The following is a 24,713-nucleotide window of genomic DNA, read 5'->3' as shown; positions in this document are numbered from 1 at the left end:
GAAGTTATGAGTAAAGTAGTAGAATTATTAAGAGATAAGGCCTGTTATTACCTGGACCACACTTGCGAAACCATTGATAAATCACTGATTCACGTTCCGTCTCCCGATACAATTGATAAAGTATGGATTGATTCGGACCGGAACATCAGAGTATTGAACAGTCTGCAAACGCTGTTGGGACATGGTCGCCTGGCAAATACCGGTTATGTATCCATACTTCCTGTCGATCAGGACATCGAACATACTGCCGGAGCATCATTTGCTCCCAATCCGATCTATTTCGATCCGGAGAATATCGTGAAACTGGCTATTGAAGGAGGCTGTAATGGAGTCGCTTCTACCTTTGGTATCCTTGGTTCCGTAGCACGTAAATATGCCCATAAAATACCTTTCATCGTCAAGTTGAATCACAATGAACTACTTTCTTATCCCAACACTTTCGACCAAGTACTGTTTGGTACAGTCAAAGAGGCCTGGAATATGGGAGCGGTAGCGGTAGGGGCCACCATCTATTTCGGTTCGGAACAGAGTCGCCGTCAGCTCGTGGAGATTGCCGAAGCTTTTGAATATGCTCACGAACTGGGGATGGCAACCATTCTTTGGTGTTACCTGCGTAATAATGATTTCAAGAAAGGTGCTGTCGATTATCATGCGGCTGCCGATTTAACAGGACAGGCCGACCGTCTGGGAGTGACTATTAAAGCTGATATCGTAAAACAGAAACTTCCTACTAACAATGGTGGTTTCAAAGCCATCGGCTTCGGCAAGGTAGACGAACGTATGTATACCGAACTGGCTTCCGAACACCCGATTGACCTTTGCCGTTACCAGGTTGCCAATGGCTATATGGGACGCGTTGGTTTGATTAACTCCGGTGGAGAATCTCACGGAGAATCAGATTTGCGTGATGCTGTCATTACAGCCGTTGTCAACAAACGTGCCGGTGGTATGGGATTGATTAGCGGACGTAAAGCGTTCCAGAAACCAATGAACGAAGGGGTGGAATTATTGAATACCATTCAGGATGTATATCTTGATTCGTCAATTACGATTGCTTAATCAGGGATGAATAAAAATAAATTCTTATCTTTGACTATTAGATCGTTAACCATTAAAAATTAAGAGTATGAAGTTTTTTATTGACACAGCTAATTTGGAGCAAATCCAGGAGGCTTATGACCTCGGAGTACTTGACGGAGTGACTACCAACCCTTCGCTGATGGCGAAAGAAGGTATCAAAGGAACGCAGAATCAGCGTGAGCATTATATTAAAATATGCGAGATCGTCAACGGAGATGTAAGTGCCGAAGTGATAGCAACCGATTATGAAGGAATGATTCGTGAAGGCGAAGAACTTGCCGCGCTCAATCCGCATATTGTAGTAAAAGTTCCCTGTATTGCCGATGGCATTAAAGCTATCAAGCATTTTACGGAAAAGGGAATCCGCACGAACTGTACATTAGTCTTTTCAGTAGGGCAGGCATTGCTGGCAGCTAAAGCCGGAGCTACGTATGTTTCACCTTTTGTCGGCCGTCTGGACGATATTTGTGAAGATGGAGTAAGGCTTGTGGGAGATATCGTACGCATGTATCGTACGTATGACTATAAAACACAGGTATTGGCTGCTTCCATCCGTAATACGAAACACATTATCGAATGTGTAGAAATAGGAGCTGACGTTGCTACTTGCCCGTTGAGCGCTATTAAAGGATTGCTCAATCATCCGCTGACTGACTCGGGATTGAAGAAGTTCTTGGAAGACTATAAAAAAGTCAATGGTTGAGTAAGCAATGAAACTTGCAATATATTAAAATGTTAGGCACGAATTACATGGATTTCACGGTTTTTAAAATGATAGTTATCATAAAACAACTATAAAAAGAAGTGAAACCTGTGTAATCCGTACCTAAAAAATATTTATTTTCCGCGTAGCTTCTTATTGCTCTTTTTTCCTTTCCTGTTTCTGCTTTTCTTTGTATTGAGTCGGCGTTTCTCCAGTATATTGTTTGAAAGCCGTACTGAAATAGCGTGAAGTAGTAAAACCGACCTTCTCGGCAATTTCCGTGAACGACAGGTCCGTACTGGTGATTAACGTGATTGCTTTTTCCATCCGGAATTTATTAATGTAATCATTGGCTCCCATATCGGTCAGAGCTTTCAGCTTATTGTAAAGGGAGGCTCTGCTCATACCTATCTCTTTGCAGATAAAAGTGACATCCAGATGGCTGCTATCCAAATGCTCCAGGATAATTTTATTCAGTTTCAACAGGAATGTTTCATCTGCCTGGCTAAAGGTGCTTTCTTCCGGCGCAGGGACTAGTCTGTATTCAAATATCTCTTTTTGATAGATTCACGGTTCTTCAACCGGTTGCGAATGATTTCCATCAGCATTTCTATCTCAAAAGGTTTAGTCAGATAAGCATCCGCCCCGTTCTTGTAACCACTCAACTGGCTTTGTTTATCATCTCTTGCTGTCAGCAGAACGATAGGAATGTGACTGATCGTAATATCTTCCTTTATATTTTTGCATAGTTCATATCCACTCATTCTCGGCATCATCACGTCGCTGATGATAATATCCGGGGCATGGCTTTTGGTCAGTTGAAGGGCTTCCACACCATCCGAAGCAATCACTACCCGTTTGAAATATTCTCCCAGTGACTTTTTCAGGAAGTCCGTCAAGTCCGGATTATCATCCACTACTAAAACACTGTAAGGACTCGTGTCGAAATTATCTTCCTCCGGTTGTTGTTCTTTACTATCGTCACTCATCAATTCGTTCAAATACGCTTTCGGTTGGCAGATAATCTCTTCCGATTGTTGTCTCAAGGGCAGTTCAAAGAAGAATGTCGCACCGGCATCCTGATTATCTTGCGCACCAATGGAACCTCCGTGTAGTTCCACCAGAATCTTGGAATAAGACAATCCGATCCCTGTGCCGCTCTGCTCTCCTGTACCCTGATAGAAACGGGTGAAGAGTTTCTGTGTATTTACTTGTTTCAATCCGTTTCCCCGGTCAATGATGGAGATACGTACGCTATTTCTTTCGGAAAGCAACTCCGACATAATTGTTATTTCTGCATCCTGCGGACTGTGTTTCAAGGCATTGATAAGTAGATTGCTTAGAATAATCTCACACTTATCTTTATCAAAACTTACAGTATCGATATCTGGATCAAGCTGATAACGGATACGGACGCTCTTTGCTTCACCTTCGCTGATGAAATCTTGGGATACATGTTCAATCCATTGATTGAGAGCATACGGTTGTATCTGCAATTTGCTTTCGCCAACCTCCATCTTGCGTACATCGAGTACCATATTAATAAGGTTTTTCATTCGCTGCGCTTGACGGTAGATCGCTTTTATTGGCAAATACTGTGTATCTTCGGTAGAAAGGGACTTCAACATCCGGTTAAGTGGTGCGTATATTAACGTTAAAGGTGTACGCAACTCATGACTGATATTAATAAGAAAACGTACTTTTTCTTCATATACCTGTTGCTCATGTTCTTTCATTGCCCACTTTAACTTCTCTTCTTTACGTTTCCATGCTCTTCGGAAAGCTTCGATAATAGCGGCAGCAATAAAAACGGCGCAACAAAGAATAAACCACCATGTCCGATACCAGGGAGGGAGAATGGTTAGTTCCAGTACTTCCTGACTGGGAATCCAATTACCATCCTTGGCGGTACAGGATGCCATGATTTTATAACTTCCCGGAGGAAGTGAACGTATGGCCAGTTCGGGATTGTATGATTCGATTTGCTGGTCATTCAGCCCCTCTATTTGGTATCTGTACACTTTCTGTCGAAAAATATCTTTCTCTTTCGACATGATTCGAATAGTGATATTGCTATTCCAGGGAGCAGAAATCCCTGTTGGATGATTCGTTAATTCGTTATTTACTGACTCTCCATTAATGATGACATCTGATAATTGGAGTTGGGGAAGTTCGGAAGTGGTTAATGGTATTTTGCTGTTAATATGCAGTAACCCTTTCACTCCACCCATGTAGATGTCTCCCCGCATACTTAATAGACGAGGTTTGGAGAGATATTCGTTTTGGATTACACCGTCTGATTCACCGAATAGAACGAATTTTTTCTCTTTGATGAGCCAGGCGAAAAGCATACTGTCGGCTCCTATCCATACTTTTCCTTGCTGGTCGCATGCGATCAATGTGATTTCACTAAATAGAGAGGTCGGGATCGGTGTCTGTATTTGGGTGGCAGGATTGTAGTGTACCAACCCGTAGTTGTTTCCAATCCAGAAATTTCCCTCTTCGTCTCGTGCAACAGAGTTGATTGTTGTATCTTTCCAACATCTGTACAGGGCTTTCAGTCGGTTGGTATGGTTGTCCAGTTCATATATGTGCTTCGTATCATTTAGATAAGTGATATTCTTATAATTGTCGATCGGTAAGAGAGCACCGATAATTTCCTGCTCTTCTTGTTCTATAACGGTGAAAGTACGTGTATTCAAATCATAGATATAGATATGTTCTCCAAGGAACAGAATATTGTGATGAGTGTTCCGAAGTAGATTTACAGCCTTGCCTCGATTGCACAAGAGTGCTGTCGTTTTAGCGTCAACAATGGTGAAAGGCTGTTTTTCTCCTGTTGCCGGGTTGAAAATAAATACTCCCTGTGAGAAAAGAGAAATTAATAATTTGCCGGGAGTAAACTGGCAGATAGAGGCTACTTTGTCTTCCCAGGTGGAAGGGTAATGGATAAATTTCTCTGTGAGTGGGTTAAAGCTGTTGATGCCTCCTCCGTCTGTACCGACCCAAATTTGGTCTTGGGATTCTTGGAAAAGACTTAGAACGGTATTGTTGCTTAGTCCGCGGTCGTTGCCGGGAGGTACATCTGTATACGTTTTCATGGAAACTTCCCGGATGCTGATTAGTCCGTTACGGATGCTACCTGCCCACATATTATTGTTGCAGTCGTTGTATAGACATAAAATAGAGTTAGCGGGGAGTGAGTAGTTGTCACTTCCGGGCATATGCTCCAACAGCGAAAAACGTCTTGTTTCCGGGTCGAGAATATTAATGCCTCCTCCGTCTGTTCCAATCCAGATTTCTCCTTCCCGTTCGGCGAGGCTTAGTATGACATTGTTGCTTAAAGAGGAGTTGTGGGTAGTATATGTAGCCAGTAGTTTACCGTCGCGTGTCAGACAGTTCAGCCTCCATTGTAGGGAGCTACCCAGATTCTTTTTTGTGAGTCTATGAGTACATTCATAATTTCTTTTCCGCAATCGAAAGGAGGACGTCGGCATTTTCCGGTATTCAGGTCGAGCAGGAGTAGTCCTTGCCACCGGCTGCAACAGAGTAATGTGTGTTTATCCCATAGATTTAGTAGAGTCACATTATAATTGGGTTCTAAGTCAAATGTTTGTAGGAGGCGTAAAGAGGTATCCTGATAATTATAGAAAAAGATTTTATTTTTCGAACCGAATAACACTCCGTTATCAGTCAGGCAGGCGGAATAGGCGATGATATTATTTCCTGTCTCATCAGTCGGTATAAAAAAGTCATCGCTTTGCCTCTGATAACGTGCCACTCCTTTGTCTGTCAGAATCCAGATATTGTTTTGTTCGTCTTCTATCATCTGGTAGATTAAATTGTGAGGAATGGAATGAGGGTTATTTGCCTGATGAATATATTTTTTAAGTTCGTGTCCGTCATATCTCCCTAATCCGGAACGGGTTCCAATCCATACAAATCCTTGTTTGTCCGTTAAAATACATCTCACGGTAGAGGGAAGACCATCTTTTAGGGAGATTTGCTTATAGTAATAATGACCGGCTTGAAGAGGGGAACCGCCGATAAACAGTGTGATAAATGCAATGCATAGTAGTAAAAAGGTTTTTGTTCTCATGAGATCAGGTCAGTTAAACTGAAACAAAGATAGTGTATTCGGATGAATATTAGTTAAATCCCCTCTCTTATTTTTTGGTTTTTATGCTTATCTTTGCTCGAAAATATACGACTATGATTACCGAAGAACTACAGAAACTTTATCAGTCATATACGGGCGTTCCCGCTGAAAACATAACAGAATTACCGTCTTCCGGTTCCAACCGCCGTTATTTTCGGTTGGCGGGTATAGAAACATTGATTGGAGTCTACGGGGCTTCTATTGATGAGAATGAAGCTTTTCTTTATATGGCAGGACACTTCCGCAAATGTGGACTGCCTGTTCCCGAAGTGCGCATTGCCTCGGAAGATAAAACCTATTATTTGCAGGAAGATTTGGGCGATACTCTGTTGTTCCATGCCATAGAGAAAGGACGTGCTACCAGTGTTTTTTCCGAAGAGGAAAAAGAGTTGCTTCGCAAAACGATCCGTCTGCTTCCTGCTATTCAATTTGCCGGGGCGGATGGATTTGATTTTTCCCGTTGTTATCCTCAACCGGAGTTCAACCAACGCTCTATTCTGTGGGATTTGAATTACTTCAAATATTGCTTCCTGAAAGCTACCGGCATGGAGTTTCAGGAAGACAAACTGGAAGATGATTTCCAAAAAATGAGCGATGTCTTGCTCCGCAGTTCTTCCGCTACTTTCATGTATCGTGATTTTCAAAGCCGTAATGTGATGATAAAAGATGGGGAACCGTGGTTTATCGACTTTCAGGGCGGACGCAAAGGCCCGTTCTATTATGACATAGCCTCTTTCCTGTGGCAGGCGAAAGCGAAATATCCTGATAGCCTCCGTAAAGAACTGCTGCAAGAATATATGGAAGCTCTTCGCAAATACCAACCGATTGACGAATCCTATTTTTATAGCCAGCTTCGCCACTTTGTCCTTTTCCGTACGCTGCAAGTGCTGGGAGCATACGGTTTCCGTGGTTACTTTGAAAAGAAACCGCATTTTATCCAAAGCGTTCCTTATGCCATCGAAAACCTGCGTGAACTGTTGAAAGAAGAATATCCGGAATATCCGTATCTCTGTAACGTTTTGCGGGAGCTACTGGACTGAAACAATTTACGGACGACCTGAAAAAGCGGCAGCTAACCGTCAAAGTAATGAGCTTTGCTTATAAGAAAGGAATTCCTGATGACTCTACCGGCAATGGAGGAGGTTATGTATTCGACTGCCGTGCCGTGAATAATCCCGGCAAGTATGAGCGTTACAAACCTTTCACCGGACTGGATGAACCTGTAATCACTTTCTTGGAAGAAGATGGCGAAATACTTCGTTTCCTCGATCATGTCTATGCTTTGGTAGATGCCTCCGTGAAACGTTATATGGAACGCGGATTCAGCAATTTGTCCGTCTGCTTCGGTTGCACCGGCGGACAGCATCGTTCTGTTTATTCAGCCAGCACCTGGCAGAGCACCTGAATCAGAAATTTGGTGTGAAAGTCGAACTGGTGCATCGGGAACAGAACATCGAACATACGTTTGAGGCAACAATCTAAGAAGAGTAACTATAAAGAAGAAAGTAACCGAAAGAATGAAAGCAATGATATTTGCAGCCGGTTTGGGTAGCCGGCTGAAGCCACTCACCGATACCATGCCGAAGGCTTTAGTTCCCATAGCCGGACGTCCGATGTTGGAACATGTGATTTTAAAACTGAAAGCTGCCGGATTCACAGAAATAGTGATTAACATCCACCATTTTGGCGAACAGATACTTGACTTCCTGAAAGCCAATGAAAATTTTGGACTCATCATACATATTTCCGACGAACGCGACTTGTTGCTCGACACCGGTGGGGGAGTTAAGAAAGCCCGTTCTTTCTTTGAAAATTCCGATGAACCTTTCCTGATACACAATGTAGATATTCTTTCAGACGTGAACCTGAAAGAACTATATGACTATCATCTACAAAGCGGTGCTGTTGCTACTTTACTGGCCAGCCAACGTAAAACCTCCCGCTATCTTCTTTTTGATACAGACAAAAGACTTTGCGGATGGATAAACAAGGATACGGAACAAGTGAAACCGGAAGGTTTTCAGTATGATCCTTCTCTTTATCAGGAATATGCATTCAGTGGTATCCATGTACTTTCGCCCGCCATTTTTCAATGGATGACCTCTCCCCGTTGGAGGGTAAATTCTCTATTATGGATTTCTATCTTGCCACTTGCCGGCAAGTAAACTATGGTGGTTATTTGAAAGAAAAGTTACATCTGATTGATATCGGCAAACCGGAAACATTAGCGAAAGCAACAGCCTTTTTATACCAAAATACCAAATAAAGATACTGAAAGAGGCTTTTTTTAGCCTCTTTCTTGCTATGTAACAAAATATTTAAGTAACTTTGCTTGGATAAACAATCAATATTGTAATACTATACAAATTTTGCTGCATGGAACAGACTTTGGAAAATGGGATAGCTGACAACTTATTGCACAACATCTTTAATGACCTGTCTGTAGGCTTGGAGTTGTATGATAAGGACGGTCTCATGATAGATGTCAATTATTCGCGGTTGAGATCAATGGGGATAAAAGACAAAAAGGATATTCTGGGCTATAATCTATTTAATTACACTAGTTTCTCTGATGAAATCAAAGAACAGGTCAGAAAAGGAGAAACAGTGCGTTTCATGGCAAAATATAATTTTGATGACGTGCGTCATCTTTTTCCTACTAATCTGTCCGGTATAAAATTCTTCGAGATTACCGTTTCTTTCGTACATAATGAAAAGTCGGAAATTATGAATTATATGGTGATTAGTCAGGATGTCACCGAACGTGTTCTGTGGCAAAACAAATATGATAATCTTTACGAAGAAGCGGTGCGCTCAAAAAAAGAACTCCTTGAGAGCGAACAAAGAATGATCCAATTGATTCGTCAGAATGAGTTGGTATTGAACAATATTAATTCGGGATTGGCATATATTGCGAACGACTATATCGTACAATGGGAGAATATCTCGCTTTGTAGTAAAAGCCTTTCTTATGAGGCTTACAAAAAAGGGGAGCTTTGCTATCTGACGGCCCATAATCGCACCACTCCTTGTGAGAACTGTGTGATGCAACGTGCCCGGAAATCCGGTCAGGTAGAGTCTATCTTGTTTAATCTGGATAACAAGCATGTCATAGAAGTCTTTGCTACTCCCATATTTAATGAACAGGGAGATGTTGACGGTGTCGTGATTCGCGTAGATGATGTTACCGAGCGACAGCACATGATAGGTGAACTTGAAACGGCAAGAAGTCGTGCTGAACAATCCGATAAGTTGAAATCCGCCTTTCTGGCAAATATGAGCCACGAAATCCGTACACCGTTAAATGCTATCGTTGGTTTTTCCGATTTATTGATGGTGACGGAAGATCAAGAAGAAAAAGAAGAATTTATTCAGATTATCAATGCCAACAATGAGTTGCTTTTGAAACTGATTAACGACATACTGGATCTTTCGAAAATAGAAGCCGGCTCGGTAGAACTGAAATACGAAGATTTTGATTTGGCTGTTTATTTCAACGAATTAGCTGCTTCGATGCATCGTCGTGTAGTAAATCCGCAGGTTCGGTTAGTTCCCGTGAATCCTTATGAAACCTGTACCGTTCGTTTGGATAAAAACCGGTTAGCGCAGATTCTCACTAACTTTGTAACTAATGCTATCAAATATACCTCCAAAGGAACTATTGAAATGGGGTATGAAAAGATAGACGGAGATATTCGTCTTTACGTTCGCGATACAGGTATTGGTATACCGGAAGATAAAAAAGACAAGGTGTTCCATCGTTTTGAGAAACTGGATGAATTTGCACAGGGGACCGGACTGGGACTGTCTATTTGTAAAGCCATCGTTGAGGCTTGCAGGGGAGAGATAGGCTTTGAGTCGGAATTTGATAAAGGGTCTTTATTTTGGGCGGTTTTGCCATGCCAGTTTGATTCGGTTGACAGCGAGCCGACTTCTTCACGTCGGAATAATGAGAAAGATGCAGATAATGAAAGCGTTCTTGACTCCGAAGAAACAAAGAAAGTACCTAAAAGAGTGCTGGTTGTTGAAGATATTCAAAGTAACTTCTTTTTGGTATCTTCTATCTTGAAAAATAAATGCCAGTTGTTACACGCACCGAATGGACTGGAGGCAGTTGAGATTGTCCGTACCCAACCAGTGGATTTGGTACTGATGGATATGAAGATGCCTGTTATGGACGGGCGTACTGCAACCTCGGAGATCCGGAAATTTAATGCTGAAATTCCGATTATCGCCCTGACTGCTCATGCCTTTGATGCCGACCGGGTAGCTGCGTTGAAAGCCGGTTGTGATGATTATCTGGTGAAGCCGATCAATGGTGCGAAGTTGATGCAGACTTTGAAAGAGTATGGTTGTTGAAAGGAGGGGATTAAAAATGTGCTGATCTGAAAAAGGGTATATCCTATTCTTTCTGTTTTTAATATATCGGTCACTTGTTTGTGGTGAAGGAAAAAACGCTCTGCATTTTGGATGAAAGAATGTAGGGTTGTTTGTTGTCCTGGATAATTCCTGTCTAAAAATAAATAATTCCTCTGTATTGCTATCTATATGCTTACTGTTTGCCCGTATGTAGTTTGCTTTATCATTTTTCTTTTGTGCGCTTGTGATGATGAACTAGCCTATAAACGGGCTTTTCCGAGGGCTTTTATAACTTGGTCGGTGAGTATGGAAGGCTTTCTCGGTGAGGAAGGATGTGTTCCTCACCGAGGAATGGCTTATTGCTCACCGAGGAAAATCATTTATATCTTTAAAGAAAACGCATATCATCTGAAAATATATGCTGTATTGTGGCGGTAATATGCATATATATGTGATAATATGGATGCTTTTAATTCCGGATTACCATCTTCAATAGTTTTGTTTTCTTTCTTAATCTGAAAAATAGAACATTTCTCTTGTTTGTTTGGAGGAATTGAAAGGGAGACAGCTTACTATAAAAGGCTATAAATCCGTAAAGTTTGGGATTGTTTTTTATGTTTATGGATTTAAATAGTTACCTTTGCTAAAAATAGAATATCATGTCCAAATACGTCAATCCTTTTACTGATATAGGATTTAAAATTATTTTTGGTCAACCGGCCAGTAAGAATTTGCTCATCACTTTGTTGAACGAATTACTTGCAGGTGAACATCATATTACAGAACTTACTTTTCTGGATAAGGAAGATCATGCGGACAATGTGAGTGATAAAGGTATCATTTATGATCTTTATTGCCGTACAGCAAGTGGTGAGTATATTATCGTGGAGATGCAGAATCGTTGGCACAGTAATTTTTTAGATCGTACACTTTATTATGTTTGTCGTGCTGTGAGTCGGCAGATAGAATCTCCTTCTTCAAAAGAAGTCCCTGTCCCTGAAGATCCGATGACTGCAAGAGAACCACTTGTCTCTTATGGAAAGCAGTATAGACTACCTACTATATATGGAATTTTCCTGATGAATTTCAAAGAGGAAAATTTAGAGGCTAAATTCCGTACGGATACGGTTCTTTCCGACCGTGATACAGGGAAGATTGTTAATCCGCATCTCCGGCAGATTTATTTGCAATTTCCTTATTTTACAAAGGATTTGTCGGACTGCCATACATTATATGATAAATTAATTTATGCACTGAAGAATATGAGCAATTGGAATAGAATGCCGGATGCTTTGAAAGAACAAGTGTTTGAACATCTGGCGAGATTGGCAGCAGTTGCCGATCTTTCGGAAGAAAACCGTATCGCTTATGATAAGGCATTAGATCGGTATAGGGTCAACCAAATTGTAGAGGAGGATGAACGGCGTAAAAACGAAGAGATGCGGAGAAAAGCGGCTGAAGAAGGGTTAAAGGAAGGGATGAAGGCCGGGTTGGAAAAAGGAGTGAAAAAAGGAAGGCTAGAGGGAATAAAAGAAGGGATGAAAGAAGGGATGAAAGAAGGGATGAAGGAAGGGTTGGAGAAAGGGTTGGAGAAAGGAGAGCAAAAGAAGCAAATTGAAATTGCTCGGAAGATGAGAGAGGACGGAATATCCATTGATATAATTATCAAATATACGGGTCTTCAATCTTCTGATATAGAAAACCTATAATATATCTTCATAGGAAAATTGTTGTAGTTATATTAGGATAAAATATAAAGGAGGCGGGAATATTCAAGAATGGATACTTCCGCTTTCTTTTTTTGATTCGTAAGATGTCCAACAATGTCTATGATGGTTAGATATATCGATGAAATGGATGATTTTAGACAAAATTGGAAAAATAGTAGCTAAAATAGAACATGCATATTCAGTAACCACGTCTATATTTGCGTATGGATTTCAGCAAAAAATCTGGAATAAGCTTTTTAATCTTTAAATTTAATAATTTATAAAAATGACTTCTATGAAGAACCTATCAAAAGTTTTTCTGCTATGTTTCATCACATTGTTTGCGTTTGCAGCGCAATCTATGGGACAAGGAAAAAACATTACCGGTCAGGTAGTGGATGCTCTAAATGAAAGTATGCCTGGTGTCAATGTACAAGTAAAAGGTACTACTAATGGGACAATTACCAACATTGATGGAAAATTCTCCATTTCCGTTCCAAACTCAAAATCAGTGTTGGTCTTTACTTTTATCGGTTATTCCAAACAAGAAATAGTGGTTGGAAATCAGACTAAAATTAACGTTCAATTAAAAGAGGATGCACAAAATTTGGATGAAGTAGTTGTTGTTGGTTATGGAACGGCTAAAAAGAGCGATTTAACAGGCGCTACAGCCAGTCTTCGTCCTGATGCGAATGATGCTTCAAAAGCTGTATCTATTGACGGGCTATTGCAAGGTAAGATTGCAGGTTTAAATGTAACAGCTTCAATGTCTACTCCGGGTGCTGCTTCTTCTGTCACTATTCGTGGTGCTAACTCATTACGTGGAGATAATCAGCCGTTATATGTGATTGATAATGTGCCGCAAGCATCTACTGGTGAGTTTGCCGAGTCTGCTGTGGGAGGTGGTGACTTCCAAATAGCTCAAGATCCGTTGAGTGCAATAAATCCTAATGATATTGAGGATATTACCGTCTTGAAAGATGCTTCTGCTACTGCGATTTATGGTTCTCGTGGTGCCAATGGCGTAATTCTTATTACAACTAAAAAGGGAAAGGCCGGAAAGGCAAAAGTAAATGTCACAGCGAACTTTACGATAGCTAATGCACGTAACTTGCACGATATGTTAAATTTGGAAGAGTATGCCGATTACACTAATTCTAAATTAGACCAACCGCGATATTATCTGCAACCTAATGGTGAAATGCGTTACGTATTTAGTGGTAATGAATCCGCTTATCAGGCAGATCCGAATAATCCGGAATTATATAAGGTTATTACCTATCGCAACTGGCAAAAAGAAGCATATACATCAGCTTTCTCACAGGTCTACTCGGCTTCTGTCAGTGGAGGAACTGCCGGTATGAAATATTATATCTCCGGTAACTTTAAGGATATTAATGGTATCGTAGAAAATACAGGAATAAAACAGGGTGACTTGCGTGCTAATTTAACTGCTGAATTATCTAAAAAAGTAACTTTAAATTTGATATTGAGCGGTTCATTAAAGCAGAATGATATGATGACGGGCGGTAATACAACCGGAGGCGTTGCCGGATCTTTGGCTCGTACGGTTCTTGATACAGCTCCTTATATTGTTCCTGATGATGATCCGGGTGCTTTGGAATCAAAAATGAATGTATTTAGTTGGGTAAATGATTATGATGATATTACTAATAATAAGACATTTAATGGAAGCTTGAATCTGAATTGGAACATTAATAAATATTTCTCGTATAGTCTGCGTGCAGGGGGGAATATAATTGTCAATGACCGTAAACGTTGGTATGGGATTCAGTTACCTCCGGGAGAAAATGTGAAGGGTTTACTGGCAATCAGTAATGTCAATAAGTCTAATTATACAGTGGAAAACCTGTTAAACTTTAATATGGACTTGACTAAGGATTTTCGTCTGTCGGCAACAGCGGGTATCACTTATGATGAATATCATTTTCTGACAGAGAATGTTTCAGGCAATACTTTTTCTATCTATGACTTACGTACTAAAGGATTGTCTAATGCAGGAAAAGTGGATGTAAAACAGCCTATACAAAAAGATTATCAATTACTTTCATATTTAGGACGTGTTAATTTATCTGCTTATGATAAGTACTTGTTGACGGCTTCATTGCGTGCTGACGGATCCAGTAAATTTAAAAAGGGTAATCGTTGGGCATATTTCCCGTCTTTCTCATTAGCATGGCGTATGGAACAGGAAGCTTATATGAAGAGCATTGATTGGCTAAGTCAGTTGAAGGTACGTGTTGGTTATGGTGAGACAGGTAATCAGGGTATTGATCCATATCAGTCTCTATCTATTTATGAAAATAAGGTGGACTATGCTGATGGAGATGGGAATAAACTGACGTCTATGCAAATCAAAAGTCTGCAAAATGAGGGTTTGAAGTGGGAACGTACTTCTTCGTGGAATGTTGGTCTTGACTTTGGTTTCTTTAATGGTCGCCTGAATGGTGCATTTGATTATTACCGTAAAAACACAAAAGATTTGTTGGTTGAGCGTGCTCTGCCATATTCCAGTGGATTTGCAACAGTGATGATAAATGAAGGCTCGTTGTTGAATAAAGGTTTTGAGTTTAGTTTAAATGCTGATATTATTCGCAGTAACGGGTGGAAGTGGAATGTAGGCGGAAATATTGGTTTCAACAAGACTACGATTGAGAATTTAGGTTTGGAAGTTTCTGATATAGGTTCCTTGAAAGGAGTACGTGGTTATTTAGGTAAGACGATTGGCGATCATTTTGGACCTGCAAATGTTTTTATTGAGGGTGAGGCTCCGGGACTATTTTTCGGTTATAAGACACAGGGAATTATTCAGGAAGAAGATGTTGTTGATGGCAAAGTAGGATATATTTCATCAGATGGTTCTACCAAATATTACACTTCATCTGTTGGAAATGATATGGCAGCTGGTAATATTAAATGTGTGGATGTGAATGAAGATGGTATAGTAGATCCTAATGACATGGTTGTGATAGGTGATCCGAATCCTGATTTCACCTATGGTTTCCAGACACGTTTGGAATGGAAGAATCTCTCTCTCTCTGCTTCTTTTACAGGTGTTTATGGTAATGATATTCTGAATACAAATATCCGTTACGAACAGACTCCTTCCAGACAGGCCGGAAACTTGAGAAAAGATGCTTATTATAATGCTTGGACTCCGGAGAATCGTTCTAATTTATATCCGTCGTCTACTTCAAATGTAAAAGGTGTTGTTTATGATCGTTATGTAGAAGATGGAAGTTATTTGCGTTGTTCAGATATTACGCTGAATTATATTTTGCCTAAAGCGTGGATGACTAAGATAGGGTTCCAGAATACCAGTATTTTTGCTTCAGTAAAGAATGCATTTGTTATAACCAATTATAGTGGATATGATCCGGAGGTAAATAGCTTTGCATTTGATGGCCTGCGTCGGGGTATTGATATGAATGCTTTTCCAAATATGCGTTCTTTTGTGTTTGGCTTGAATGTAACCTTTTAATTTACAATAAATGATTATGAAAATGAAGAAATTTACCTATATATTTTTATTAGCAAGCTGCTTATTATTGGCTTCTTGTGAATCGTGGTTAGATGAAGACCCGCAATATACTTTGAATACACAAATTCAATTTTCTACTTCTGAAAAGGCACGTGCAGCATTATATGGATGCTATGGTTATTTTGCATTGACTAGTGGAGGATATGGTCAGCATTGGCAAGAAATTCCGGTACGATATAGTGGTTTCGGATGGGCACAGACTAATGGGGGTACGAATGATATGTGTGGATGGCTGCAATGTGACTATACAGATGATCTGTTGACAAATGCATGGTATGTAATGTATAAAGTAATTAATGAAACGAATGCATTTATAGCCAACGTAGAAAGTACTTCTTTGGAGGATAAAGACGAAATGGCTGCAGAGGCTCATTTCTTGCGTGCCTTGTCTTATTATAACCTTGCAATATGTTGGGGAGATGTACCCTTGAAGACAACTCCTTCTTCTCATGACGGCGTAGCTGTACCTCGTTCCTCGCGTTTAGAGGTGTTGGATGTTGTACGAAGTGACTTGGAATTTGCTTCAAAATATTTGCCGGAAACGAATTCTGATGGATTTCCAACGAAATGGACTGCAGAAGCATATTTAGGTAAGTTGTATCATACTTTAGGTTGTTTGGGTGATGCTACAGCTTGGGAAAAAGCAAAGACCTATTTTGAAGGAGTGAAAGGTAAATATGATTTGGAATCGAAATTTTCTAATTTATTTGTTGATAAGATTAAAGGTTCTAAAGAATCTATATTTCAACTGGGATTTCAGGTGAATGGTGAGTTGTCTTCTTTTAATAGGGGATCTTGGGTTTTTAATCCTGCTGCATCATCTTATGGTAAAAGTTTCCATAGAGTGAAGTGTACGAAAGCTTTTTATGATTTCTTTGCGGGAACCTATTGGGGAGATCCTCGTATTGAGACTACATTTATGGCAAAATGGAGAAAATGTACAAACAATATCGGACCTGTAGCTCAAGTAGAGCCTGTGCCGTCTGCCCGTGACTCTACCTATGAATATCCTTATTTCACTTATGATAGCGGTATAAAACCTGCCGGTTGGAAAAATAACAAGTTGTTAGTTGGTAGAATTCCTTATGAGTTATTGACTAATAAAGAGAATCCGAGCGCGGATGAAATTTTGGCTATCACGAATGATGAAACCAAATTTGATGAGAAATATCGTAAAGGATTGAAAGATTTTTTGAATGTATGTACTGCGGCGGGTAGGACAGGAGAAAGAGCGGCATGGCCTCATTTTGCAAAAGCTTTTGATATGAATATGGCAGGTATTGCCAGTCATAAAAATCTAATTTTATATCGTTATGCAGATTTATTATTGATGTTGGCTGATGTCTATAATGAATTGGATAGAAAAGACGATGCAATTAATACAGTAGATCTCGTGTTGGCGCGTGCACGTAAGTCGGGAGCTAAGGTTTCGACACAACCAGCCAAATGGGAGTCAACATTAACAAAAGATCAAGTACGTGAAAAGATATTCTTTGAAAGACTTTTTGAAGGTGCTGGTGAAACTGAAATGTATCAAATGATGCGCTTGCGTGGAACTGAATATTTGAAAAAAGCACTTACTGTGAATAATAATCACTCAATAACTAAAAAGTGGCAGGAGAATAATCCCAATGCAACGGGAGTCTGGGGTGAACGTATTTACAATAATGGAAATTTGAATGATGAGACTTTCTTGAAAAAGAATTTGTTGTTCCCTATTCCGCGTGATGAAATGAATACTAATATAGCTATTACAAAAAATAACTTCGGCTATTAAAAATAGTAGTTATAACAAGTTGTTTTTTCCCGAATGCAGAGGAGGAGTGTTTCTGCTTTTCATTCGGGTTTTCTTTATATAAATAGAAATCATTGTATATATTTTCTTGGATTTGCTGGATTGGAAATGAGTTGTAAATAGTGTTTTTGCCATTTTTCCTTCTGAAACAGACAAAAATGGAGAATATTGGAAATTAATTGGTTATTTGTGAACATGGATTTTGTTGACAGGTCTCTACCTTTGTCACTACAATCTAATATAAAGTTGTTTTATGGAAAAACTGCAATCAAACTTATTCTTTCCTTTAGCAGGAATAGCTGCCGTAGCTTCCCTTGCTTCCTGCTCAAACAAGCAAAAGTCTGCGGAGCAACTCCCTTTGAATATCGTCTACATTATGACAGACGATCATACAGCTCAAATGATGAGCTGTTACGACACACGCTACATGGAAACCCCCAATCTCGACCGCATTGCTGCTGACGGTGTACGTTTTACTCAAAGCTTTGTAGCCAATTCTTTAAGCGGCCCCAGCCGTGCCTGCATGATAACGGGTAAACATAGTTGTGCCAATAAATTCTATGATAATACCACTTGCGTATTCGACAGTTCGCAACAAACTTTTCCGAAACTGTTGCAGAAAATCGGTTATCAGACAGCATTGGTGGGTAAATGGCATCTTGAAAGTTTGCCTTCCGGCTTTGATTACTGGCAGATTGTTCCCGGACAAGGAGACTACTACAACCCGGATTTCATCACGCAGAACAATGACACTATCCAAAAACATGGATACATCACGAATCTTATTACCGATGACGCCATTGACTGGATAGAAAACAAACGCAATCCGGAAAAACCTTTCTGCCTTTTGATTCACCACAAGGCAATTCACCGTAATTGGTTGGCGGATACTTGCAACCTGGCTTTGTACGAAGATAAAACCTTCCCGCTACCGGATAATTTCTTTGACGATTATGAAGGACGTCCCGCCGCTGCCGCGCAAGAGATGAGCATTGTGAAGGACATGGACATGATTTATGACCTCAAAATGCTTCGTCCTGATAAAAACACCCGTCTGAAATCCTTATATGAGAAGTATGTCGGACGTATGGACGAAGGTCAACGTGCTGCATGGGACAAATTCTACACGCCGATTATAGATGATTTCTACAGGCAGAACCTGCAAGGAAAGGAACTTGCCAATTGGAAATTCCAGCGTTACATGCGTGACTATATGAAGACCGTAAAATCACTGGACGACAATGTTGGTCGTGTACTCGACTATCTGAAAGAGAAAGGCTTGCTGGATAACACACTTGTCGTCTATACTTCCGACCAAGGATTCTACATGGGCGAACACGGTTGGTTTGATAAACGCTTCATGTACGAAGAATCCATGCGTACACCGCTTATCATGCGTCTGCCGAAAGGATTCGACCGCAGGGGTGATATCACAGAAATGGTACAGAATATAGACTATGCACCCACCTTCCTCGAATTGGCAGGAGCAGAGATTCCTTCTGATATCCAAGGTGTATCCCTCGTTCCTTTACTGAAAGACGAACATCCGAAAGACTGGCGGAAAGCTCTCTACTATCATCTACGAATATCCTGCCGAACACATGGTAAAACGCCATTACGGGGTACGTACAGACCGCTATAAATTGATTCATTTCTATAATGATATCAACTGGTGGGAACTCTACGACTTGCAGGCAGACCCGTCGGAAATGCACAACCTCTACGGACAACCAGAATACGAACCGGTAGTGAAAGAACTGAAAGAAGAAATGCTGAAACTTCAGGAGCAATACAATGACCCTGTCCGCTTCTCACCGGAAAGAGACAAGGAATAACAGCAACGTATATACACCATGAAAAGATACATCTTAATCATTCTCATACTGCTTTCTCCACTGACAGTGTTCTTGCAGGCTGATAACTTAACATCCCCTTTAATTTCAATAGTACCACGCCCGACACAGATTGTGCCGGGTAGTGGTAACTTCACCTTTTCTGCAAAAACGGCATTTGCGGTAGAAAATCAGGGCAAGCTGCGATTGCCCGCAATTTTATCGACTTGTTTACCCGTGCTGCCGGAATAACTCCGGCTTTGAATGTCGGCAGCAAAGAAGGACAAGTCCGTTTCGTGACGGATTCTTCTTTTAAACCCGAAGCATATCTGTTGGAGATTACACCGCAACAGATACTCATTAAAGCTTCGGATACAAAGGGTTTCTTCTATGCCCTGCAATCTATCCGCCAACTCCTGCCTGCTGCCATAGAATCAGAGCAACCGGTACAGAATATCGCTTGGAACGTTCCCGCAATGATAGTTCGGGATGAGCCCCGTTTTGGTTTCAGAGGATTACTTTTGGACCCGGTACGTTGCTTTATTCCCAAAGAGAACGTACTGCGAATCATCGACTGTATGGCGATGTTGAAAATAAACAAACTTCATTTTCATCTGACGGACGATAACGGCTGGCGGATTGAAATAAAGAAATATCCTCGTTTGACAGAAGTAGGAGCGTGGAGAGTAGACCGTACGGATGTACCTTTTCACTCACGCCGTAACCCGGAGCGTGGAGAGCTTACTCCAATAGGTGGTTTCTATACACAGGAGGAGATTCGGGAAATTGTAGCTTATGCTGCCGACAGACAAATAGAAGTCATTCCGGAAATAGATGTACCGGCACACAGTAACGCTGCTTTGGCTGCTTATCCCCAGTTTGCTTGTCCGGTTGTGAAAGACTTTATCGGTGTACTTCCCGGCTTGGGAGGACGAAATTCCGAGATTATCTACTGTGCGGGGAATGATAGCGTATTTACATTCTTGCAGGATGTCTTTGACGAAATTCTGGCACTTTTCCCTTCCCGCTATATTCATGTCGGAGGAGATGAAGCGCGAAAGACGAACTGGGAAAAATGTCCGCTTTGTCAGAAACGGATGAGAAAGCAGCATTTAGCCAATGAGGAAGACTTGCAAGGTTATTTCATGAAGCGTATCAGTGATTATCTGCGTAAGAAAGGACGCGAGGTGATTGGCTGGGATGAATTGACAAACAGCTCTTTTCTTCCCGAAGAGTCCATTATTCTCGGTTGGCAGGGAATGGGAACGGCTGCCCTGAAAGCTGCTGAAAAAGGACATCGTTTCATCATGACTCCGGCGCGTATCATGTACCTGATTCGCTATCAGGGACCGCAATGGTTTGAACCGGTAACGTATTTTGGTAATAATACCCTAAAAGATGTTTTTGATTACGAACCTGTACAAAAAGACTGGAAACCGGAATACGAATCACTGCTAATGGGTATACAGGCCTGTATGTGGACGGAATTCTGTAATAAACCGGAAGATGTGGATTATCTTTTGTTCCCTCGTCTGGCTGCCTTGGCAGAAGTGGCTTGGACAGCTGCAGGAACGAAGGACTGGACTGGATTTTTGAAACGAATGGATGTATACAATTCGCATATTGCAGAAAAAGGAATTGTTTATGCCCGCTCAATGTATAACATACAACAGACAGTGACACCAGTGGACGGACATCTGGAAGTGAGTTTGGAATGTATCCGTCCGGATGTGGAAATTTATTATACACTGAATGGGAGTAATCCGGCAATGTCTTCTCATCGTTACGACGGACCTATCTGTGTGACGAAAACGCAAATGGTGAAAGCCGCTACCTTTATGAACGGCAAGCAAATGGGAGAAACCTTAGAGTTGCCACTCACATGGAACAAAGCTACGGCAAAACCTTTGCTTGACAATAAGAAGAACGAAATGTTATTAGTCAATGGATTGCGGGGAAGCTTGAAATATACTGATTTTGAATGGTGTAACTGGAGCCGGAATGATTCTATCTCTTTCACAATAGATTTGCAGAGTCAGGAAAAACTGAATAAATTAACCATTGGTTGCATTACGAATTATGGAATGGGAGCGCACAAACCGAAAATGATTCGCGTAGAAGTTTCTGATGATAATCGTACCTACATGCCATAGGAGAATTGAACTTTTCTCCGGAAGAAATCTATCAGGAAGGAACTTTCAGAAATGACTATTCGATAGACATGGGCGGAGTATCTGCTCGTTATGTCCGGGTGACGGCAGAAGGTGCGGGGATATGTCCCGACGAGCATGTCCGCCCCGGTCAGGAAGCGAGAGTCTATTTTGATGAAGTGATTATAGAATAGTAATCAAGTAGTTAAAAATAGCAATTAGGTGCTTTGTAAAACAATCTTGTATAAACTAATTATGATGACATGCTTATGAACATTAGCTTTAAGAAACGAACTTCTTTAATCTTATCAGCAGTACTGGCTGCCACTACTTTCACGTTAGCGCAGCAACAACCGTTACCCGAATGGCAGAGCCAGTATGCGGTGGGACTGAACAAACTCGCTCCTCACACATACGTATGGCCTTATGCCAACGCTTCCGACATTGAAAAGCCGGGAGGGTATGAACAGTCTCCTTTTTATATGAGCCTGAACGGAAAGTGGAAATTCCATTGGGTGAAGAATCCCGATAACCGTCCGAAGGACTTTTACCAACCTTCTTATTACACAGGAGGATGGGCGGACATCAATGTGCCTGGCAACTGGGAACGTCAGGGTTATGGCACAGCTATCTATGTCAACGAAACGTATGAATTTGACGATAAAATGTTCAACTTCAAGAAGAATCCGCCGCTGGTACCGCATGCGGAGAATGAAGTCGGCTCATACCGCCGTACCTTCAAAGTGCCTGCCGACTGGAAAGGACGCCGGGTAGTACTTTGTTGTGAAGGGGTCATCTCTTTCTATTATGTATGGGTGAATGGAAAATTGCTTGGATACAATCAGGGGTCAAAGACAGCTGCCGAATGGGATATTACTGACGTCCTCAATGAAGGCGAAAATGTGGTTGCTTTGGAAGTGTACCGATGGAGTGCGGGTGCTTACTTGGAATGTCAGGATATGTGGCGTTTGAGTGGTATCGAACGCGATGTGTATCTTTACAGCACTCCCAAACAGTACATTGCCGACTACAAACTGAATGCATCTTTGGACAAAGAGAAATACAAAGATGGAATTTTCGGACTTGAAGTGACCGTAGAGGGACCTTCTATTACACCTGGAGCCACTTCTATTGCTTATACCCTGAAAGACGCCGAAGGCAAAACTGTCCTGCAGGATGCCATCCGGATAAAATCCCGTGGATTGAGCAATCTTATCACGTTTGATAGAAAGAATCTACCTGATGTAAAGGCTTGGAGCGCAGAGTATCCTCATCTTTACACATTAATACTCGAACTGAAGGATGAACAAGGCAAGGTCACCGAACTGACGGGTTGCGAAGTCGGCTTCCGTACTTCGGAAATTAAGGACGGACGTTTCTGCATCAACGGTGTTCCGGTATTGGTGAAAGGAACCAATCGCCACGAACACTCCCAGCTGGGACGTACCGTGAGCAAAGAACTGATGGAACTGGACATCAAACTGATGAAGCTGCACAATATCAACATGGTGCGTAACTCGCATTATCCGACTCACCCTTACTGGTATCAGCTTTGCGACCGCTACGGATTGTACATGATTGATGAGGCAAATATCGAATCCCACGGCATGGGATATGGGGCTGCTTCTCTTGCCAAAGACACTACCTGGCTGACCGCACACATGGACCGCACCCACCGGATGTACGAACGTTCCAAGAATCATCCCGCTATCGTCATCTGGTCGTTGGGAAATGAAGCCGGCAACGGAATCAACTTCGAGCGTACCTACGACTGGCTGAAATCGGTAGAAAACACTCGCCCCGTGCAATACGAACGTGCCGAATTGAACTATAATACGGATATTTACTGCCGTATGTACCGCAGTGTGGACGACATCAAAGCATATCTTGCGAAGAAAGACATCTACCGTCCTTTTATTCTTTGTGAATACCTGCACGCGATGGGCAACAGTTGCGGCGGACTGAAAGAATACTGGGATGTATTTGAAAACAATCCGATGGCACAAGGTGGCTGCGTTTGGGACTGGGTGGACCAGTCATTCCGCGAAATAGACAAAAACGGTAAATGGTATTGGACGTATGGCGGTGATTACGGGCCGGAAGGAATCCCGAGTTTCGGTAACTTCTGCTGTAACGGTTTGGTAGGCGCCAATCGTGAACCGCATCCGCATTTGCTTGAGGTAAAGAAAGTATACCAGAATATAAAAGCGACTTTGGCAGATCAAAAGAATCTGACTATCCGTGTCAAGAACTGGTATGACTTCTCTAATCTGAATGAGTATGTACTGAACTGGAATGTGACGGCAGACAATGGCAAGATTTTGGCAGAAGGTACGAAAACGATTGATTGTGCACCGCACGCTACCGTAGATGTAGCTTTAGGCGCTGTCAAACTTCCGAATACAATTCGTGAGGCTTATCTGAATATCAGCTGGATGCGTCGTGAAGCATCTTCAATGATCGATAAGGACTGGGAAGTGGCATACGATCAGTTCGTGCTTGCCGGTAATAAGAATTACACAGGCTACCGTCCGCAAAAAGCAGGTGAAACGGCTTTCACCGTTGACAAGCAAACAGGGGCGCTGACTTCATTGAACCTGAATGGCAAAGAATTATTAGCTGCTCCGCTGACATTGAGCCTTTTCCGCCCGGCAACGGATAATGACAACCGGGATAAGAACGGTGCACGTCTGTGGCGTAATGCAGGATTGGATAATCTGACCCAAAAGGTCGTTTCACTGAAAGAGGGCAAGACTTCGACCACTGCCCGGGTGGAAATTCTAAATGCGAAAGCGCAAAAGATAGGAACTGCCGACTTTGTTTATTCATTGGATAAAAACGGTGCGTTGAAAGTACTTACTACTTTCCAGTCCGACACGACCATCGTGAAATCAATGGCACGTCTGGGACTGACATTCCGTGTGGCGAACACCTACGATCAGGTTTCTTACCTCGGACGTGGAGGGAATGAAACATACATTGACCGCAATCAGTCCGGCAAAATCGGTGTATATCAGACCACACCGGAACGGATGTTTCATTATTATGTTGCTCCGCAATCTACGGGCAACCGCACCGATGTACGTTGGGCGAAGTTGGCAAATACTTCCGGCGAAGGCCTCTTTGTAGAATCAAATCGTGTTTTCCAGTTTAGTATGATTCCTTTCTCGGATGTATTATTAGAGAAGGCCCGCCATATCAATGAACTGGAACGTGATGGCTTGTTGACAGTGCATCTGGATGCCGAACAGGCAGGCGTGGGAACGGCTACTTGTGGTCCCGGAGTGTTACCGCAATACTTGGTTCCATTAAAGAAACAGAGTTTTGAATTTACCCTTTATCCGGTGAAATAGATACTAAATCA

General features: G+C 41.6%; 7 protein-coding genes and 5 pseudogenes. 11 read left to right on the top strand and 1 reads right to left on the bottom strand.

Annotated elements, in window-relative coordinates; translation table 11 throughout:
* The first annotated feature begins 6 nt into the window (after nt 1-6).
* Both DXA05_RS09670 and fsa read left to right on the top strand, forming a co-directional pair.
* Nucleotides 7-1,059 carry a class I fructose-bisphosphate aldolase gene (locus tag DXA05_RS09670; RefSeq protein ID WP_049703513.1) on the top strand — a complete coding sequence of 351 codons (1,053 nt, stop codon included), beginning with the start codon at nt 7-9 and terminating at the stop codon, nt 1,057-1,059.
* Nucleotides 1,060-1,126: 67 nt separating this feature from the next.
* Nucleotides 1,127-1,783, top strand: a complete 657-nt coding sequence (fsa, locus tag DXA05_RS09665) for a fructose-6-phosphate aldolase (protein ID WP_128859112.1) — start codon at nt 1,127-1,129, stop codon at nt 1,781-1,783.
* Between the two features lie 153 nt (nt 1,784-1,936).
* Here the strand turns inward: fsa and DXA05_RS09660 are convergent.
* Nucleotides 1,937-5,882, bottom strand: a pseudogene (locus tag DXA05_RS09660) (two-component regulator propeller domain-containing protein).
* A gap of 113 nt (nt 5,883-5,995) precedes the next feature.
* On the opposite strand from DXA05_RS09660, the pseudogene DXA05_RS09655 reads away from it, so the two are divergent.
* The 9 genes and pseudogenes from DXA05_RS09655 (at nt 5,996) to DXA05_RS09610 (ending at nt 24,702) form a co-directional block, all read left to right on the top strand.
* Nucleotides 5,996-7,424: pseudogene (locus DXA05_RS09655) on the top strand (RNase adapter RapZ).
* A 35-nt stretch (nt 7,425-7,459) separates the two neighbouring features.
* A pseudogene (locus DXA05_RS09650) lies at nt 7,460-8,208 on the top strand (nucleotidyltransferase family protein).
* Nucleotides 8,209-8,318: 110 nt separating this feature from the next.
* Nucleotides 8,319-10,301 carry a response regulator gene (locus tag DXA05_RS09645; RefSeq protein ID WP_128859111.1) on the top strand — a complete coding sequence of 661 codons (1,983 nt, stop codon included), beginning with the start codon at nt 8,319-8,321 and terminating at the stop codon, nt 10,299-10,301.
* 659 nt (nt 10,302-10,960) lie between these two features.
* Nucleotides 10,961-12,010: a PD-(D/E)XK nuclease family transposase gene (locus DXA05_RS09635; RefSeq protein ID WP_008026065.1), complete on the top strand. Its 1,050-nt coding sequence runs from the start codon at nt 10,961-10,963 to the stop codon at nt 12,008-12,010.
* Nucleotides 12,011-12,305: 295 nt separating this feature from the next.
* Entirely contained in the window at nt 12,306-15,512 is a 3,207-nt protein-coding gene (locus DXA05_RS09630) for a TonB-dependent receptor (RefSeq protein WP_118196449.1), read from the top strand.
* Nucleotides 15,513-15,534: 22 nt separating this feature from the next.
* Complete coding sequence (locus DXA05_RS09625; protein ID WP_008026069.1) at nt 15,535-17,349, top strand: RagB/SusD family nutrient uptake outer membrane protein; 1,815 nt, start codon at nt 15,535-15,537, stop codon at nt 17,347-17,349.
* A 271-nt stretch (nt 17,350-17,620) separates the two neighbouring features.
* Nucleotides 17,621-19,202 (top strand): annotated as a pseudogene (locus DXA05_RS09620) (sulfatase).
* A gap of 18 nt (nt 19,203-19,220) precedes the next feature.
* A pseudogene (locus tag DXA05_RS09615) lies at nt 19,221-21,543 on the top strand (glycoside hydrolase family 20 protein).
* Between the two features lie 69 nt (nt 21,544-21,612).
* Entirely contained in the window at nt 21,613-24,702 is a 3,090-nt protein-coding gene (locus DXA05_RS09610; protein WP_008026074.1) for a glycoside hydrolase family 2 TIM barrel-domain containing protein, read from the top strand.
* Nucleotides 24,703-24,713 lie beyond the last annotated feature (11 nt).

The organism is Bacteroides sp. AM54-2NS (assembly GCF_003602935.1).
GTDB lineage: Bacteria > Bacteroidota > Bacteroidia > Bacteroidales > Bacteroidaceae > Bacteroides > Bacteroides xylanisolvens.
Note: the sequence above shows the minus strand (reverse complement) of the source record. Positions and strands in the feature narration are given on the sequence as shown.